This window comes from Microcoleus sp. Z1_A1 (assembly GCF_036700305.1).
Lineage (GTDB): Bacteria > Cyanobacteriota > Cyanobacteriia > Cyanobacteriales > Microcoleaceae > Microcoleus.
In genome coordinates this window covers 30,365-48,300 of record NZ_JAUBOR010000012.1, presented here as the reverse complement: position 1 = coordinate 48,300, position 17,936 = coordinate 30,365, and the positions used below count along the sequence as shown (strand labels likewise).

Sequence of the window (17,936 nt, the reverse complement as noted above, 5' to 3'; positions counted from 1 at the left end):
TTAGTTGTTAGTAGTTAGCGGTTATTTGAAAGATGATATCAAGTCCGGTTAAATAATCATAATTAAGTTGGTAGTGACAACTTTAGTCATCTCTCGTCATTGAAGAGCTGACAACCAGATATTTTAGTATAAGCGATCGACCGCACATTAGATCGAACCAAATCCGTAGAGCTCTCTCTCTTCTCCTCCTCTGCGCCCTCTGCGCCCTCTGCGGTTAAAAAATCCTTCATAAATCAAGGTTGCGCTACTCAGTCAGCCAACTGAACATTTCACCGACGGTGAGATTGAAGGATTCGGCAAAGGTTGGAACGGGGATGCGATCGCCCCGTTCTTCAAAAACTGCTAAAGTGCGATCGGCAAAATAGACAAATACCAGTTCTTCTTCCGGGTCAATCAACCAGCCCATCTGGGTTCCGTGGCCGAGACTGTGGAGAATGTTGCGGACGACTTTAGTTTGACTTTGGTCGGGGGAAAGAATTTCGATTGTCCAGTCGGGGGCGAGGGCGAAAGTGTTGGCTACTTCGCCGTTTTCATCGCGGGGAATGCGTTCCCAGGTAAAGACTGCAAGATTCGGTACTGTCGATCGACCACCAAAGGTACAGCGCAATTCTGAATAGGCGCGGGCGATGCGTTGGGGTTTGAGTACCCGGTTAATGTCAGCACCCAAATCGCTTTGAATTGTGCTGTGTTTTCCTTGGGGCATAGGTTTCTGGATAATCTGACCATCGATGAATTCGCTGGCGGGTTTGGTTTCCGACAGTTGGAGAAATTCATCGAGACTCAAAGGTTTAGAAGCGGTTTGAACCATTATTTTAAGTTGATTTAAGTTTAATTTGTATTAGTTAAGCGATCGGGCATTTAATTTATCAAGAAAATGGGTCTAAAACCCTGTCCTTCGCTTGACGGCTTTAAGGGGTCTAACTCGTTTGACGGCGAGTCCGACAGGGATTGAAATCCCTGTCTCATAGCGCAAGTCCTCTGCAAGAGGACTGAGGAGGTTGATTAACGTGAAATGCGAAACTCAACATCGAGTTAAATTGAGACTTGCAGTCGGTTTTATGCGAAACTCAACATCAAATTGAATTGACACTTGCAGTCCGACAGGGATTGAAATCCCTGTCTCATAGCGCAAGTCCTCTGCAAGAGGACTGAGGAGGTTGATTAACGTGCAATGCGAAACTCAACATCAAGTTAAATTGAGACTTGCAGTCGCTTTTATGCGAAACTCAACATCGAATTGAATTTAGACTTGCAGTCGGTTTTAACCGACTTTCGCTATGAGACAGGGAATTCATTCCCTGTCGGACTGTCGGACTGTCGGACTGTCGGACTGTCGGACTGTCGGACTGTCGGACTGTCGGACTGTCGGATTGTCGGACTGTCGGACTGTCGGACTGTCGGACTGGGACAAGCAATAAACGCTTAAAGAAATACTCCCAATCCGCGGCTAACGGCATTTCCCATACGATCGCACAATGAAGCATCCGGCACTCCCTGTCCTTCCTGTTCCCATTTTTCCACGAGTTGGCGGCCTAGGGGTGTGAGGCGAAAACTGTCAGTAATCCCTTGTCCGTCTACTTCCCGCCGCAAAACGCCGACTTGGATCAGCCAGAGTAGGGAGTTTTCGGCTACGAGTTCGGATACGGGCGATCGGGTGTAGCCGCTTTCGACACCGGAATTTGAGGCGATCGCACTTAGGAAAACACTGTTATCGCGGATGGTCTGGAAGAAGTGTAATTGAAAAGGGGAACAGCGGACGGCGCGATCGGCTCTTTTTACGGTGCGATCGGGATAACTAATAGATTTAAACGCTTCAGATGGAATAAAAGTCATTCAAAAAACCTCTGAACAGGTACTATATTTTTAATTGTTACAGATATCCGAGCGGGCTGATTCACCCTATCGATCCTAATTTTACACTTATTATGACCGATACACTAAATAATATCAACAGGTTTGTTGAATACGTCCGTACTTTGAATGGAGACGAAAAAGGCGAGGCACAGGTATTCTGCGATCGCCTGTTTCAAGCCTTCGGTCATCTAGGCTACAAGGAAGCGGGAGCCGAACTAGAATTTCGAGTAAAGGCGAAAGGCAAAACTACGAAATTTGCCGATTTGCTGTGGCGGCCCAGGTTGTTGCTGGAGATGAAAAAACGGGGCGAAAAACTGGAAAAACACTATCAACAAGCCTTTGAATACTGGCTGGAGCTAGTGCCGCAACGTCCCAAATATGTGGTTCTTTGCAACTTTGATGAATTTTGGATTTATGACTTCGATTTACAACTGCGGGAACCGGTAGATCGCATAAATCTCGAAGAGATACCCGATCGCTTCACAGCCTTAAACTTTCTTTTCCCCGAAAATCGCCAGCCTTTATTCAATAACAATAAAATTGATGTAACGCGAACTGCCGCTGACAAAGTTGCTCTACTTTTTAATCGCTTGGTAGAGCGCGGCGAAAAAGTAGAAACGGCTCAAAGGTTTATCCTTCAGTGTGTAGTAGCATTGTTTGCTGAAGATATCTATTTGTTGCCGCGCGGTTTATTCACCGAGTTTTTAGGTGATTGCCAGATGAATCGAGTTAGTTCCTACGATTTAATTGGGGGATTGTTTCGGCAAATGGGGAGCGATCGCCCCGCACCTAAAGACAGCCGCTATCGAGATGTATCCTATTTTAATGGCGGTATCTTCTCAGTTGTTGAACCCATCGCCCTGACTCGCAGCGAAATCGATCTGCTATTGGAGGCAGCAAAGGAACGGTGGTCAAAGGTAGAACCTGCGATTTTTGGTGCGTTGTTTGAGTCCAGTATGGGCAAAGAGGAACGTCATGCCTTGGGTGCTCATTATACCAGCGAGGCAGACATTCAAAAAGTGGTTTTGCCTACGATTATCCGCCCGTGGCGAGAACGGATTGAAGCTGCGAAGACGCTCAAAGATTTGTTGGCACTGCGGCAAGAATTACTTGATTTCAAAGTTCTCGATCCAGCTTGCGGCAGCGGTAATTTTCTCTATGTTGCTTATCGGGAACTGAAGCGACTAGAGGCACAACTGCTAACTAAAATTCATGAAAATTTCTCTCGTGCTGCTAATGCGATAGGTACGATGTCGCTGGTGAAGACAAGCCAGTTTTACGGCATTGACATCAAACCCTTTGCCGTGGAATTGGCAAAAGTGACGCTGATGCTTGCCAAAAAGTTAGCCTTAGATGAAGAAAACCAGTTGCTCAATACGGTACAGTTGAACCTGGCATTGGAACTAGAGCAAGCATTGCCGCTCGATAATCTCGATCGCAATATCCGCTGTGATGATGCTCTGTTTTGCGAGTGGGAACAAGTTAATGTAATTATTGGCAATCCTCCCTTTTTGGGTGGTAAGCAGATGCGCTTGGTTTTGGGTGATGAATATATCGATCGCATCTTTGCTAAATTTCCTGAAGTAAAAGATTCTGTGGATTTTTGCACCTATTGGTTCCGTCTTGCCCATCAACATTTAGGAGAAAATTGCCGCGCTGGTTTAGTCGCCACCAATTCCATTTCTCAGGGTAAAAGTCGTAAAGCTGCCCTAGATTACATTGCCCAAAATGGCGGCTGCATTTACGATGCCATCTCCACACAACCTTGGTCTGGTGAAGCTAAAGTACATATTAGCATTATCAACTGGCTCAAAACCTCTGATGCTCAAGAATTAACCTACCGTATCGATCACACAATTGTCTCAAACATTAACTCTTCTCTAAAAGCTGAAGTTGATGTTACCCAAGCAGTGCGACTGAAGACAAATTTGAATCGATGTTTTGCAGGTATAACTCCTGTAGGTACGGGCTTTATTGTGTCATTGGAGCAAGCAGAAGCATGGAATAAAGTCAATCCCAAAAATCGGGAAGTAATTCGTCCTTTTCTAGAAGGTAATGACCTCGTAGCCAACAACCCCTACAGAGGTCTAAAAAATTTGATTATCGACTTTAATGACATGAGCATTGAAGAGGCAAGTGAATATGTCCAGCCTTTTCAATGGGTTAAAATGAGAGTGAAACCAGAAAGAGATTTGAATCGTAGAAAGGTTTATCAAAAATACTGGTGGCAATTTGGAGAACGAAGACCCGCAATGCGTCAAGCCCTAAAATCGGTTTCTCAATACTTTGCAGTTACTCAGACATCGAAATGGGCAATTTTTCTTCCTTGTCCTATTGAATGGCTACCTAATGCTAGAACGCGAGTTGTTACCTGCGACGACTTTTATATTTTGGGAATACTCACATCTAGCACTCATCAGATTTGGATGCACGCACAAAAATCAACACTTAAAGCCGATATTTCTTACACTCACAACACCTGTTTTGAAACCTTTCCCTTTCCCCAAAATTGCCCAGAAAAAACCAAAACTGAAATTCGAGCAGCTATGCAGGTTCTCCATAACTATCGTACAGAGTATATGGAGCGCAAACAGTGTGGTATTACCCAATTATACAACGAGTTTTTTAATGAACCTGCCAGCCAACTCGCCAAACTCCACGCCCAATTAGACCAACTCGTTTGCAAAGCCTACGATATCAAAACAAACCAAGACCCCTTAAAGTTTCTATTAGAATTAAACTTTGAAGTTGCACAGCGAGAAACTGAGGGATTACCTGTTGTCGCTCCCTGTTTGCCACCTGTTGTATAAAATCCCAGTGAATTAATTACAGACGATTTTTTAATTTTTGTTGCAAGAGCGATGGGTTTTGAGCTTTCAATTGGCTGGCAAATTCTGCATCTGCTTCGATTGCAGAGCGAATTTCATCTCGACGATCGTGATAATAGGCTAAAGCTGCATAGATATCAGATAAAGTAATACTCGGATAGTGATACAAAATTTCGTCTGGTGACATTCCCATTTGTTCGTGCCAAACAACTATATCCTGAACTCGGATGCGATGTCCGGCGATACGGGGTTTTCTCCCACAGATTCCTGGGGTGATTTCGATATGTTCTTTAATGACGGCGATCGACATGGTAGGGAATTAATATAGGATGTGTCTTCTATTTTATGACAGGCTAGACGAGTTTGGCTGTAAAAGGCATTTTAAGCTATGGTATTTTTGATGGATATTGCGAATTTCCGCCGTCGCCAATGGACTTGAGTCAAGGTGATTGCTTGAACTGGAACTCGAATAACGAGCGTAGCATATTCGAGTTCCAGTTCAAAAAAAGCGATTTCCATCGCCGATAACTTTTTCAATCGCCGAAGCACAAAATCAATTAAAATACATTTATAAATCCCAAGGGAAACAAAACTATGACATTACCAGTTGGGTGCGCCGCCCCTCAGTTTACCGCCAAAGACACCAACGGCAACACCGTCTCCCTGTCCCAATTCGCAGGTAAAACCGTAATTCTGTATTTCTACCCCAAAGATGACACCCCCGGCTGCACCAGACAAGCCCAAAGCTTCAAAGCAGCCCATGAAGAATACAAGGGCAAAGATATAGTAGTTCTCGGTGTCAGCCGCGACAACGAAGAATCGCACCAAAAGTTCACAGAAAAATACGGTTTACCTTTCCAGCTATTAGCAGATGTTGATGGCACGATTACCAAAGCTTACGATGTGGAGAAAGGCGATTATGCCAAGCGCGTCACCTTCGTCATCGACGGTACTGGCAAAATTATTCAGGTTTATGAAGGGGAAACCATGAAAGTTGACACTCACGCTCAAGATATTCTCGTCACCATAGTTTAGTCGAAGTTTAGCCGAAGTTTAGTCGATCGCGCTAACACTCCTGCACGCACCAAAGCGCTAAAAACCCGGTTCCTTCCTAGATGCCTCGTTGCTATAGGCAATATTCTCCTAGGAACCGGTTTTTTTTAGTAAGGAATGAGAATTAAATAACTTCCACTCTTGAAAGTGGGATGGGCGTCCCGCCCGTCCAAAAAGGATGGGCGTCCCGCCCGTCCCACAATAACAATTAAAATTGTAAGTTATTTAATTCGCGTTCCTAAGTCCTGACCGAAAGCATCCAGGATACAAGCCCCCGCATTCATCTCGCGCAAGTCAATGCTTCAATTCTAAAATCTAAAATCTAAAATCTAAAATCGCGCAATCGATTGACTCAGCAAGTGAGGGGTCAAGGGTACAGGGGGAAACAACCGACTCGAATTAAATTCCTTCCCTCAAAACTTGCACCACAAATCAGCTCAACCAGGCATATATTCGGTTAAGGTGCTTATGGTACGTCTAAAGTTAGATTTGTGGCGCAACTCCCGCCAATAGTTAAAAACTTATGCTGGAAAAGGCATTAACCGCCCGTAGGCTGAATCTAGGGGCGATTTTGTCCTGGTTCAGGTCATGGTGTTTAATAAAATCAGAAGTTATCCTTGCTTTAGCTGAATAACTAAGTAGGTAGAGGGATATATAATGACAACCAACAACATTATTTTGAGTTACTTAGGCCCGCGAGAAATTGAGGTCAATAGAGCCGCTGTGTTACTTGGCACTTTTGACACAAATCTAGTGGCAGCGATTTCAGCATTAGAAGGCTCAAATGCCCTGAATGTCGGGAGAAATCTCTCTAGAGGCATTTGGAACATCAGTTTAGAAAAAGGATTCGATAGCGCAGGAACTCGCACAGTGCAGGTGAGGGCAACTGATAAGACTGGCAAAGTTATCGGCCAACAAACAATTAACATCAAAGTTAATCCTGCTTCTGGGGCACCCGCTCAAATTTTCACGTTAATTACTCTCACAGATACCAAATTCAAAGCCGGAACACTGCCCGCCAGCAATCTCAACGATCTGCAAAAAGCGGACATACCAGCAGGGAAAATATATCCAGTTAGCGACTACGAGTTAGAAGACGGACATCTAAATGTTCAACTAAATAATCCAATTTATCCGGTGGGAAAAACCGGCTTTTTCTACGAAAAACACGTACTCATAACCAAAGGCGCAAAAATTCTCATATTCGATCGCGCCGAGTTGCCGACCCCGCCTCCTGGAATGCAGTTACTGTGGGTGATCAAAAAGACCTGGTTAAAGTTCACCCCCGCAGATTCTGGAACTTTAGGCCCAACTCAGAAATTACTATTTAACCCAGGAGAAACTTTCAATCTTCTCGGCTACGCTTGCGTGGAAAACCATTTCAGAGTCGCTTTTGCTCGGGCAGTTCCTAACTTAGGAACTTCGGGATTTCTGTACTGGCTGCACGTCCAAATTTTGCGAGACGGGAGGGGAATTGAGTATGATAGAAATGCAGTTACGATGACAATCATCAAAACAACTGTGTTTAAAAAGCGGCCGATAAATGCCGCTAGCCTGCCACCCCAAGAAAAAATTACCTTGCCGGCGGGAATGATTTACGGAATTGCCGGATTCTTGATCGAACAAAGCCACATTAAAGTCTCGCTGACCGAGAATTTGCCACAATTTGGCAATACAGGCTTCATTTATCCCGATTTTGTGCAATTCAGCCGCGGTGGCAAATCTTTTAATCCCGCTGTGAATTTAACTTATCAAGGGCCGTCAGAAGTTTTAGTAAATCAGCCGATCGTCCTTCGGGGTACTTTTGACCGGCAACAAGCAGCAAAAATTGACGTGATAGCTGAGGATAAATTTCCCCTAACCGTCACTCTAAACCAAGAGACTAGCACTTGGCAAGTTAATTTGTCTAAAGGATTTAGCGTAGCTGGAGCTCGGTGGCTCAGGTTGCGGGCAACTGACAGCAAAGGCAACGTTACTGGCAGCCAAATAATTTACATTGCCGTAACTTCCGATCCGCTAACTGTCGGACGAGGTTTGACCTTAAAGATAGTTTCTGACACTTTGTTTAAGGTAGTTCCTCTTGATTCTTCCAGGCTCAACAATCAGCAAAAAGTTGTTGTCAAAGCAGGCCAGACGTTGGCCGTTAGCAAATACGGATTTATTGACGGGCATCTCAAGGTGGTTCTGGATTCAGCAATTTGGCCGATCGGCACTTTTGGCTATTTTTATGAACCCGACGTTCAGTTGGCAAAAGGTACTCAAATCCTAAGATTTGACCTGGCTGACGTACCCAATAGCAACGGGGGCGCTCAACTTTTGGTAACTCAAACAACTCAGATTAAAGCTAAACCCGAAGATTCATCGAAACTGCCTGCCGATCAAATTGCTGACCTACTTTTAGGCAGCACCTATGCCATTACTGGTTATGCCTGCATTTTGGGGCATTTCCGAGTAACTCTCGCCCAATCTATTCCCGGTTTCGGCAATATCGGATTTATTTATTGGCAGGACGTTAAAATTAAAAAAGACGGCAAAGAAGTTCCCTTTGACGCGGATGCTTTGACGATGACAATCCTGCAAGCAACTGTCTTTAAAAAACGGCCGGTAGATTCTTCTAGCCTGAGCAGTACCGAGAAAACTACGCTGCCTTTAGGTCGAGTTTACGGCGTGAACAGCTACGGTGCGGAAGGATCTCACCTGAAAGTTTCTCTGACTGAAGAACTGCCGAATTTGGGCAATACAGGTTATGTTTTTCCTAGTTTTGTTCAGTTCAAGCGGGGAGATAAAATTTTCGATCCGGTTCCGAACAATGTGGAATTGAACGTGCCGTATTTTTCGCAGCGAGACAATCCGCGTTTTGACTGGTCTACTTGCAACGTAACTTCGATCGCCATGGTGCTTTATTATTACGGCCTTCGTTCTAAGTGGGGCGGACAGTTGGAGGATGAGTTGTTGCAGTGGTGTTTCGACTATGCCGGCCAGGGATCTCAAACGGATCACAGCGTGCTTTCGGCGCTGATTCAGGCCTACGGGTTTAAGACGAGTTTTAGTACGACTCGCAAATGGGCCGAGGTGCGATCGGAATTGCTAAATCGGCGGCCAGTAGTTTTAGCAGGAGATTTTACTGCTGCCGGTCACATTCTTACTGTCATTGGCTACAATTCTCAGGGTTATATCGTGCAAGATCCTTGGGGAGATGCACTCACTGGTTACAGCGATACTGAGGGGAGAAAGTTGATGTATCCCTACAGTTATGTCAATCAAGTTGCTGGGCCAGATGGGAATGTTTGGGCACATTTTATCTATCCATAATTTACTCTACTGTTAGCAAATTGTGAGGCACTGCGGCTATTCGTAAGGTGTGCATAACAGCTATTCGTAAGGTACTTAATGCACACCCTACCTAACTTAGGAAATCTTGCGCTTAGGAATGAGAATTAAATAACTTACAATCTTTATTGTTCTTGTGGCATGGGCGTCCCGCCCGTGCATAAAGGACGGGCGGGACGCCCATCCCACTTTCAATAGTGTAAATTATTTAATTTGCGATCCTTAATTTTGCATTTTGCTGCGCCAATGCCTAAAAAGCTCAACCCTACTAAAGTACCAAACCAAGTGGGAGCATCCCGCTGTTTAACTAGACAGAAATACTTAGGGGTTGCTGAATATATCGCCCGCGTGTTACGTGGCCTGGGTTATTTGATCGCGCGATCGAGAGTAAAGTCGCAGCGATCAACAGGTAGAATAGGTCAAAAGCCGTGCATCACCACCTGCGATCGTGTATAAAAAAGCTGAGCTTGCCCCAAGCCCCCCATCCGACGCAAGAACTCCCCTTTGAAGGAAGATTATCAGAAGATAACCGTTGGGTAAAAATGGCCCAACTAATTCCTTGGTCGAAATTTGAATCAGACGCAAAAAATGAATCAACCAATCAAGGAAAATTAATCATAGATGCCACCTGTGCCCCAGCAGACATTAGCTACCCCACCGACTTAGGACTATTAAACAAGGCAAGAATTCACACAGAAAAAATCATCGACATTCTTTATAAGTCCCTCAAAGTAAAAATTAATAAAAAACCCAGAACCTACCGAAAAATAGCCAGAAAAGACTACTTAGCAGTAGCCAAACAACCACGACCATTACGAAACAAAAAAATCCCAGCCTTGAAAAAATAACGGCAATATATTAAAAGAAACCTCGCTCATATTGAACAGCTAATTGAATCAGGTGCCACCCTACAAAGTATGACCAAAAAGCAATATAAAACCTTGCTAGTTGTCACAGAAGTCTATCGGCAACAACTCTGGTTATTTGAAAATAAAAAACAGAGTATATCGGACAGTTGGGGTAAGTTTAAGCCAACCGCACATCCGTCCCATTGTCAGAGGAAAAGCAGGGAAACCTGTAGAGTTTGGAGCAAAACTATCAGCGAGTTGCAGTGAAGGATATGTATTTTTATACCGGATGAGCTGGGATAATTTTAACGAATCAGGAGACTTAAAAGCACTCATTTGAAGCCTTTAAAAATTACACAGGATACTATCGGTGAATCAGTCCATGCCGTTAGCGAAGCCCTCGAAGAGGATCGCATTTACCGAAATCGGGAAAACCGAGCATGGTGCAAAGAAAAAGGAATTAGAATCAGTGGGCCACCCTTGGGAAGACCCCCAGCAACTGTGAGTAAAGAAAAAAAGAAGCAAGCCTTAGAAGATGAGAGGATTCGTCAGGCAATTGAGGGAAAATTTGGGGCTTGCGTAAACGCAGATTTAGTCTCGATCTCATCATGGCAAAACTTGATAATACTTCACAGACAGCTATTGCTATCACTTTTTTAGTCATGAACCTTTCTACCTGGTTAAGATGGGTTTTTTTTGTGTTTTTATGCCGTTCGTGGAAAACAATGCCCATTTTTGGCTCTAATATAATCTGCGTTTATAACTTGCTCACATTGACGAAGGAAAAACTCATCTTTAACTCTGCTTGAATATATCGTGAGCTCCTGTTCTTAGTTTGCGATCGATTATTCAGCAAGCCCTAATTCGTTCATTGTAACTCAAAAAAGCCTGAAGTGATTACGGATCAATCACTTCAGGCTGGAATTTTTTAAATTTATAACCATCAATTCTATTTAAATACCTGCAAAATGTGGGATGTACATTTATTGGTTAACGTTAACCCGACTGATGTCGCTAGCTTTGTCCTGCAAAGAGTCAAAGGCAGGGCTTCCAGTTACTTAAGAAAAGAGTTTCCTGAATAGTGAAAATTGCCTACCTTGTGGACTCCTAGTTATTTTGTCGGTAGTGTTGGCAATGTCTCAACTGAAACCGTCCGAAAATATATTGAAGAACAGAGAAATAAATACTCCGCAACACTGGTAGCCTAAAGACTACAACTGCGTTTCATCAAGAGCTTGAAATACCGGGGTTCTCACGCGACGCGCTATAGGCTGCAGAAGCTAGTCGTTGTTCAAATAACCACTGTTTGCTTTCAGGAGAATCATCCAGCCAGCGATCGATCAAGTCCGCCCATTTGACAGGCAGACGCAACTCCTGCCAGGTTGAGTGAGAAGCGACAGAAAGATTGTGGTAAAGCGCTGAATCCGAAATAACTTTTTCGATACATTCTGCTAAAGCCAGAGAGTTCCCCGCTTCAAAAATCATCGAATTAATACCGTGTTTTAAGTGGGTTTTAAACATCGGGTGATCTGAAGCTACTATCGGTGTTCTAGTCCGTAAAGCGTGCTGAATAGTCAGGGGAAAACCTTCGGGATACTCGTGCCTGCTAGTAACTAACACGAGATCGGATTCTCTCATTAAAGGTTCTAAACTCTGAGTTGGCACGATTCCCAGAAAATCTACACAATCTTTAATTTGTAACTCTTCGACTCGCTGGGCAAAAAACTCCTCTTCACCTTTACCTGCCATTTTTAAGTGAACTGATATATTATTCCGTTCTCTTAACTTTGCTACGGCTCTCAATATATCACCCACGCCCTTACTTTGTATTAACGAACCAGCGTAAAAAAGTTGAATTTTTTTGATGTCCGCAGGGATTGTTTTCGGCGACAAAGAGCCGGGATTGGTCTCTAAGAGAAAGTCCCAGGGAATTATTTTATCAGCTTTTACTCCTATTTGTTGGAACAATAAAGATGACGTAATGCCGTAAGTTCCAACCCATTCTATTTGCTTGTTATTCAACAATTGGGACAGGAAATAGTTGCGGTATTTATTGCGCCAAGTTGTTGTCGCAATAGATTCTGCAAATACAGCGATGGTTTTAATTTTGTTTTTTATTGCCCACTTAAAAATGTCTGGAAAAGTCGTCCGCATGACTAAATGAGTCGGCTTTTGCTGGGCAATTAACTCGATCAATTTTTGGGTATCAATTTTGTAATTAAATCCGCAACCGATCGCCCGCACGCCGTTTTCTAGAACCCGATCGTTAAATTCGGGTGTCATGCAGCAAATAACCGTTACTGACTCAGCTCGTTTTGCCATCTCGGTGACGGCATCAACAGAATATTTTTGAGCGTAGTATGTTTCGCTTCCACCTTTGGCTAAACGATCAAAGGCTTCTGCGTAATCGCCGGCATACTGAACTATGACTAAGCGCATTTTCCTCAACTCTGGTTGTAAAGTATTTAATAGGACTTACGATGCAAAAGATGTGTAAGTAGGTTGATCGGGACGGTTTGAGGTACCGCCACAACCGCACTATTAATTTTATTTTGCTTCAGTCTTATTATAAAGAGTTTCGGCAACAGCCAGGTCAATAGATAGCGGCCGCAGTCGCTTTGTATTGGGGGTTTCAGGCTAATTTTCTCTTGATGTATCTGAGAGTGTGTTGCAAGTAGAATGCGGGAATTAATCCCGACTAAGTAAGGAGAAATACTGTCCCCTGCAATTTGATCTCCGAAGTTGCGATCGACACTCACTCTCGACACTCACTATCGGTACTCAGTTAGCATATTGGAGGGGATGCCAGCAGAATTGGGCTATAAAGTTCACAAATCGTGACAATATTTGGTTTTACGGCGCTCAATAAGCCAAAGTTTCTAAAGTTTCTCGCAGATAGGAACGAACCTGCTGATCGAGGGTGGCATTTTGGTGCTGACGCTCAAAATTGAGTTCTAGCTGCCAGCGTTGAAATCCTGAACTTGCGCCGATCGCGGATTTGAGACTGCCCCAGATTTCAGAATCTTCGCACAGCTCGATCGGCTCGGCGGCTTGAGGTTCTTGTGCGATCGGTAGATAATTCGCCATATTGTTATACCTCTGTTTTAATCCCCTGTAAGGATTGAAAGCTGACCTTGACACTCTCTATTATAGATTCTTCTCTCCAAAGAGCCAACCTAAAATATCCACAACCTGCGATTAAAAATTAAATATTAAGACTATTAATAATCTCTATCACAAGAGGGGTGTTACCTATTTTCTTCACAGCATACATCTGTACAAATTAAAGTAGCTTAAACTACAATTGTCCCCTTATTAATTTTTTATTTCACTTTTTTTCGATCGACTCTTCGGGTAGAGATGTAACGCCGTTGGAGTCAGCAGGTTTTGGGTTGACAATACTGCCGACTGACGAATTCCCTCTTGTGGATGCTGAACCAATTGACTCTGCCGCTGCAGCCACAGCGGCAGTTGTCTCGGCTGCCAAAGCCGGCAAAAGTCGATCGACTTGCCAAGGCGCGATCGTAAAATCCTGCCGAATTTTTTCTAAAACATGAGGCTGTGTCGCTGCAAATTCTGATTCCGGCGTCAGCAAAACCGCCATGACACTAGCAGACACCTGCAAAAACAAATTGCTAGCTAAAAAAGCAGCAACTGCCAACAACAATCCAGCCCACCGCCAGGAAGGAGGAAAGGGAGCAACCGTTGCCGCGAGGGGAGCCAATCGGTAGAGTTGCCACAAAATTACTGCCAGCAAAACAGCTACAAAAAGAGCGATTCCTTGATTTAACTTAGTTTTAAATCGAGTCAGAAGCCGCTGCTGCACCGAAGTTAAATTCTGCGGTTTCACCGCCACAACTAAAATACTAAAAATGTAAAAAGGGCGGAACCACTGCATCCACAGCACAGGAACAATACCGGCTACAGCCACTAAAAATATTTCTAACCAGACAGGGAGCAGGGGAGAACCCACTGCGAGTCCCAGCAAGCACACTCCTAGGAATATCGGCAGTGCAGCCGCCCCAGAAAGATGAATCCACAAGAAAGGATCTGACCAAAAAGAACGCACTTTAAAAAATAATTATGAGTTATGAGTTTTGAATTTTGAGTTTTGATAGTCGGGGACGCATTCTTAAGCAATAAACCTGGTGCAAAGAGTACATCTCTAGAAGTAACACCAAGCATTTTGGGAGGAAACTCGATTGCGGTGCGTAAGTCTTATTGGAGTTTGAAATTTTGAATTTTTAGCAACAGCCAAGACGATGAGGACGTTGTTAATTGTGGATATATTTGCTTTTCTTACTTCTTCCTTCTCTCCTCGATAACTAAAACCTTCTGCCTTCTGGATTCTTGCTTCTGCTATAAGTTAAAAACAAAAGTTGCGAGTGATGACTTTAGGAGTATTGAGTGAAGAGAAGAGTTGCGAGCGATCGGCAATTTAGTTGCGATCGCTCAAAAATTCTCTTCCCTCTCAACACTCACCACTCAAAACTATTGAGAGAGAGTCCGGCGTTTAGTAACCATCCGGTAGGCTTCAATAATATCGCCATCCGCCCAGTCGCTAAACCCGCTCAAGGAAATGCCGCATTCAAAGCCAGCATTGACTTCCTTGGCATCTTCCTTCATCCGTTTTAGGGAGTCGAGGACACCTTCGTAAACGACATTGTTGCCCCGGCGCACCCGCACCTTACAGTTACGGATGACTTTGCCAGAGAGTACCATACATCCAGCCACAGCCCCGCGACCGATCGCAAAGACAGCGCGCACTTCGACGCTTCCCAAAGGTTCTTCCACCAATTCGGGTTCCAGCAGGCCTTCCATCGCCCCTTGAATGTCATCCAAGAGGTTGTAGATGATGCTGTATTCCCGCACGTCTACGCCAGCTTGGTCAGCCGCGAGGCGAGCGTCGGTGGCCAGAGTAGTATTGAACCCGATAATTACAGCATTACTGGCTGCTGCGAGGTCAATATCCGTTTCTGTAATTTCCCCAGGAGCAGATAGCAGCAGTCGGAGTTGAACTTCTTTTTGAGGAAGTTGAGTCAGAGCGCCGACAATTGCTTCGAGGGAGCCTTGGACATCTGCCTTCAAGATCAAGTTGAGTTCCTTGAGAACGCCTTCCTTAGCTTGTTGAGAGAAGCCGCTGAGGCTGATCCGGCCGCCTTGCAGCAGGCGTGAATCTCGTCTGGAGGTAGCTCTTCCGCTTGCGATCGCCGCAGCTTCTTTTTCGTTTGCGAAGACATCAAACTCGTCTCCGGCGCGAGGAACTTCCCGCAGCCCTAGCACTTCCACCGCGAAGGATGGAGTTGCGTGTTCTACGCGATCGCCCCGGTCATCGATCATTGCCCGCACCTTGCCCAAAGCCGAGCCTGCGACCACAATATCGCCCACTCGCAGAGTGCCGTTCTGAACCAGCAGAGTTGCCACAGGCCCCCTTGCCTTGTCGAGGTGAGCTTCAATCACAGTACCCTTAGCCGGTCGGTGCGGGTTGGCGTTGAGGTCTTCCATTTCCGCGACTGTCAGAATCATTTCCAACAGCGTATCCAGGTTTTCGCCTCGGATCGCGCTGACTGGAACCATCGTGATATCGCCCCCCCAGTCATCTGCCACCAAGCCGTACTCAGTAAGCTCTTGCTTCACCCGTTCCGGCTGAGCACCCTCCTTGTCAACTTTATTGATAGCCACGACAATTGGCACTTTCGCAGCTTTCGCGTGGCTGATCGCTTCAATTGTCTGGGGTCGCACGCCGTCGTCCGCCGCCACCACCAAGATGGCGATGTCCGTAACCCGTGTTCCCCGAGCCCGCATCGCTGTAAAGGCTTCGTGACCGGGCGTATCCAAAAATACCACCTGCTGGCTCTTGCCTTCGTGTACCACATCCACGTGGTAAGCACCGATGTGCTGGGTAATGCCCCCAGCTTCTCCCTGAGCCACCTTGGTTTTGCGGATCGAGTCGAGCAAGGTAGTTTTACCGTGATCCACGTGACCCATAATCGTTACTACTGGGGGACGGCGTTCGAGGTATTCCAAATCCGCTTCGTCCAGCATCTCGATCACTTTGATAGCTGGGGCTACTTTTTCTGGGGTTTCCACCTCTACGCCCATTTCTTCGGCTACCATCCTCACCGCTGGAATGTCCAGGGTTTCGGTAATATTTACCGCAATTCCTTTAGAGAAAAGCCGCTTAATAATTTCGGTTTCGGGAACAGCCAGAGTAACTGCTAGTTCTTGAACGGTCATCGGCCTGCTCAGCAGCAGCTTTTCTGGACGTTCTACCTTAGCTTCGGCTGTTTTGCCCCGGTTGCCGCGTCCCCCGCTCGAACCTGAAGAACTTTTATCGTGAGAAGGGCCTGGTCTCTTATTTTTTCCGCTGCTTCCGGGTGCGCCCGGAGTTGGTGTTGACTTGGGTGCTGCTTGTCCCTTCGCTTTCGCTGGGCGGGCTAGGGACAGGCTGACCGTGACTGGTGCTGGGAGATCCAAGCCGTTTTCTAAGTCATCGTCATCCTCGTCTATGGGTTTGAGGCGAGAACGTTTTGCCTTAACAGCTTTGGCAGCTTTGGCAGCATCTGAGTTTTCGTCATCATCTTCTTCCCAAATGACCGATGTCTTTTTGGCAGGACGAGGGAGGGAGGGCCTTTCGAGGAGAGGAATCTCCAGCAACGGCGTATTATCTTCTTCATTGTCATCAGTGTCATCCCCTAGCGCTCCGGTGCCACCGCCCCGGCTACGCAGCCCGGTAGCTGACGTTGCGGGGGCCAGGCTCCGGCGCGGCCCACCGGGCTGGGGTCGATCGGCCAGTGGAGTTTTGACTGGGCCACCAGGGCCTTCCCGGCGCGGTATGCGCGCGTCGCGAGATTCGGTACCTCCCGGTGCAGGTCTGCTGGGGCGGCTCGGTTTAGCCGGCGCTTCCAGAGTTTCTGACTGTCCTGATTGCTCTTGCTCGGTTTTTGCCAGTTTGAGTACCGGCTTGTTCCCCAGATTTTGTGGGGTACGGCTAGCCGACTCGGACGCCCCTCTGACGGGCGGCGACGTGAGTTTTGCCGAGGGCGCAGGAGGGGCCATCGGCGGTTGCTGGGTGCGTTCTGGAGCCTTGGACGACGGCGGTTGAGGTGCCGCCGGTGCCTGAGCCTGGGCGGTGGTTTCCGGGGCGATCGCACCTACATTTTCCGACACTCTTTCTGACGGAGCCGCCGACACAGCGACATTTGGCTTCGACAGTACAGGTCGATTGATATTTGGTTTAGCTGGAGGCTGGAGTTGTTGAGCAGCAGGCGACTTGGGAGGAGTTGCCACGGTTGCCGCCGGCTGGTTTTTGTTCTCCTCGTTGCCTGCAGGCTGGGAGGAGGCACCAGCCGGCCGTACTTTTGGACTGCGTATTTCTAAAATTTGCTGCTTTTTTTGTTGGTCGTTAGGGTGAGGGCCAGATTCTCTCGATGGCGCGGCTGCTCTTTCGGGTGGAGCTGGCTTGCCGGGGGAAGAGTGGCTACTGGCTACGTATTTTTCCGCCGTTTTGCGAATGCGCTCTGCTTCGGATTCTGTAATTGTGCTGCTGTGGCTCTTGACTGAAATATTGAGCCGCTCGCAAACTGCCAAGATGTCTTTATTATCCAAATTTAGTTCCCGTGATAATTCGTAAATTCTTACTTTGCCGTTGTTCATCCACTCTGCCCTCTTTTGTGCCAACCAGTTTTTACATTGTGATTTTTTGTGCTAATGACGACATCATTCGGTGTGATTGATTCAGTGTCAGGAATCGGGGTTTTGGTACTCGCTCAGCAATTTTATCTAAAAGATGCAACTCGCTGAAGTCTGCGGTTGAAGAATTCTCAAGTCTGTTTGGGAACTTGGAACTCCGAAGTCTGAGTTTTGGCAAAACCCACTCTCTCAAGCTTCAAAGTTTGCCTTTCCACCTTGAGGATACCTCTGCTAGTACCCTACCCTTATCTAATCTGACACAAATCTTTCCAGACTGGTGGGCAGATCGGATTGGGGTTTTATAGCTGGCGCTACCGGTAATTACTGGTAG

The 17,936-nt window shown here is 46.0% G+C and carries 11 protein-coding genes and 2 pseudogenes; 6 read left to right on the top strand and 7 right to left on the bottom strand.

Annotated elements, in window-relative coordinates; translation table 11 throughout:
• Window positions 1–244 precede the first annotated feature (244 nt).
• Window positions 245–808 carry a Uma2 family endonuclease gene (locus tag QT973_RS10370; RefSeq protein ID WP_333056191.1) on the bottom strand — a complete coding sequence of 188 codons (564 nt, stop codon included), beginning with the start codon at window positions 806–808 and terminating at the stop codon, window positions 245–247.
• A gap of 469 nt (window positions 809–1,277) precedes the next feature.
• Here QT973_RS10370 and QT973_RS10365 point away from each other — a divergent pair, with 469 nt between their 5' ends.
• Window positions 1,278–1,418 carry a hypothetical protein gene (locus tag QT973_RS10365; RefSeq protein ID WP_333391291.1) on the top strand — a complete coding sequence of 47 codons (141 nt, stop codon included), beginning with the start codon at window positions 1,278–1,280 and terminating at the stop codon, window positions 1,416–1,418.
• 4 nt (window positions 1,419–1,422) lie between these two features.
• Here the strand turns inward: QT973_RS10365 and QT973_RS10360 are convergent, their stop codons facing one another.
• The gene (locus QT973_RS10360; protein ID WP_333391290.1) at window positions 1,423–1,833 is read right to left on the bottom strand and encodes an Npun_F0494 family protein; all 411 of its coding nucleotides are present in this window, start codon (window positions 1,831–1,833) and stop codon (window positions 1,423–1,425) included.
• Window positions 1,834–1,925: 92 nt separating this feature from the next.
• On the opposite strand from QT973_RS10360, the gene QT973_RS10355 reads away from it, so the two are divergent.
• Window positions 1,926–4,664 carry a DNA methyltransferase gene (locus tag QT973_RS10355; RefSeq protein ID WP_333391287.1) on the top strand — a complete coding sequence of 913 codons (2,739 nt, stop codon included), beginning with the start codon at window positions 1,926–1,928 and terminating at the stop codon, window positions 4,662–4,664.
• 16 nt (window positions 4,665–4,680) lie between these two features.
• Here the strand turns inward: QT973_RS10355 and QT973_RS10350 are convergent, their stop codons facing one another.
• On the bottom strand, window positions 4,681–4,992 hold the full coding sequence (locus QT973_RS10350; RefSeq protein WP_333056195.1) for a DUF433 domain-containing protein: 312 nt from the start codon (window positions 4,990–4,992) through the stop codon (window positions 4,681–4,683).
• Between the two features lie 284 nt (window positions 4,993–5,276).
• Between QT973_RS10350 and QT973_RS10345 the strand changes: the two genes are divergently transcribed.
• The 4 genes and pseudogenes from QT973_RS10345 to tnpA form a co-directional block, all read left to right on the top strand.
• On the top strand, window positions 5,277–5,717 hold the full coding sequence (locus QT973_RS10345) for a peroxiredoxin (protein ID WP_172192900.1): 441 nt from the start codon (window positions 5,277–5,279) through the stop codon (window positions 5,715–5,717).
• A gap of 675 nt (window positions 5,718–6,392) precedes the next feature.
• Window positions 6,393–9,047 carry a C39 family peptidase gene (locus tag QT973_RS10340; protein ID WP_333208483.1) on the top strand — a complete coding sequence of 885 codons (2,655 nt, stop codon included), beginning with the start codon at window positions 6,393–6,395 and terminating at the stop codon, window positions 9,045–9,047.
• Between the two features lie 470 nt (window positions 9,048–9,517).
• Window positions 9,518–10,722, top strand: a pseudogene (locus QT973_RS10335) (transposase).
• Between the two features lie 168 nt (window positions 10,723–10,890).
• Window positions 10,891–11,121 (top strand): annotated as a pseudogene (gene tnpA / locus QT973_RS10330) (IS200/IS605 family transposase); the annotation flags it as partial.
• 19 nt (window positions 11,122–11,140) lie between these two features.
• Here tnpA and QT973_RS10325 read toward each other — a convergent pair.
• From QT973_RS10325 to infB, 4 genes are all read right to left on the bottom strand, one after another.
• Window positions 11,141–12,352, bottom strand: a complete 1,212-nt coding sequence (locus QT973_RS10325) for a glycosyltransferase family 4 protein (protein ID WP_333057836.1) — start codon at window positions 12,350–12,352, stop codon at window positions 11,141–11,143.
• Between the two features lie 423 nt (window positions 12,353–12,775).
• Window positions 12,776–13,000, bottom strand: a complete 225-nt coding sequence (locus QT973_RS10320; protein ID WP_333057837.1) for a hypothetical protein — start codon at window positions 12,998–13,000, stop codon at window positions 12,776–12,778.
• Window positions 13,001–13,241: 241 nt separating this feature from the next.
• Complete coding sequence (locus tag QT973_RS10315) at window positions 13,242–13,955, bottom strand: low-complexity tail membrane protein (RefSeq protein ID WP_333057838.1); 714 nt, start codon at window positions 13,953–13,955, stop codon at window positions 13,242–13,244.
• A gap of 449 nt (window positions 13,956–14,404) precedes the next feature.
• Window positions 14,405–17,569 (bottom strand): translation initiation factor IF-2, encoded by a 3,165-nt coding sequence (infB, locus tag QT973_RS10310; RefSeq protein WP_333057839.1) that lies wholly within the window; start codon window positions 17,567–17,569, stop codon window positions 14,405–14,407.
• Window positions 17,570–17,936 lie beyond the last annotated feature (367 nt).

Bases quoted from the DNA above. Each gene is read 5' to 3' on its own strand.
- QT973_RS10370 (WP_333056191.1), bottom strand. From the start codon at position 808: ATGGTTCAAACCGCTTCTAAACCTTTGAGTCTCGATGAATTTCTCCAA.
- QT973_RS10365 (WP_333391291.1), top strand. From the start codon at position 1,278: ATGAGACAGGGAATTCATTCCCTGTCGGACTGTCGGACTGTCGGACTG.
- QT973_RS10360 (WP_333391290.1), bottom strand. From the start codon at position 1,833: ATGACTTTTATTCCATCTGAAGCGTTTAAATCTATTAGTTATCCCGAT.
- QT973_RS10355 (WP_333391287.1), top strand. From the start codon at position 1,926: ATGACCGATACACTAAATAATATCAACAGGTTTGTTGAATACGTCCGT.
- QT973_RS10350 (WP_333056195.1), bottom strand. From the start codon at position 4,992: ATGTCGATCGCCGTCATTAAAGAACATATCGAAATCACCCCAGGAATC.
- QT973_RS10345 (WP_172192900.1), top strand. From the start codon at position 5,277: ATGACATTACCAGTTGGGTGCGCCGCCCCTCAGTTTACCGCCAAAGAC.
- QT973_RS10340 (WP_333208483.1), top strand. From the start codon at position 6,393: ATGACAACCAACAACATTATTTTGAGTTACTTAGGCCCGCGAGAAATT.
- QT973_RS10325 (WP_333057836.1), bottom strand. From the start codon at position 12,352: ATGCGCTTAGTCATAGTTCAGTATGCCGGCGATTACGCAGAAGCCTTT.
- QT973_RS10320 (WP_333057837.1), bottom strand. From the start codon at position 13,000: ATGGCGAATTATCTACCGATCGCACAAGAACCTCAAGCCGCCGAGCCG.
- infB (WP_333057839.1), bottom strand. From the start codon at position 17,569: ATGAACAACGGCAAAGTAAGAATTTACGAATTATCACGGGAACTAAAT.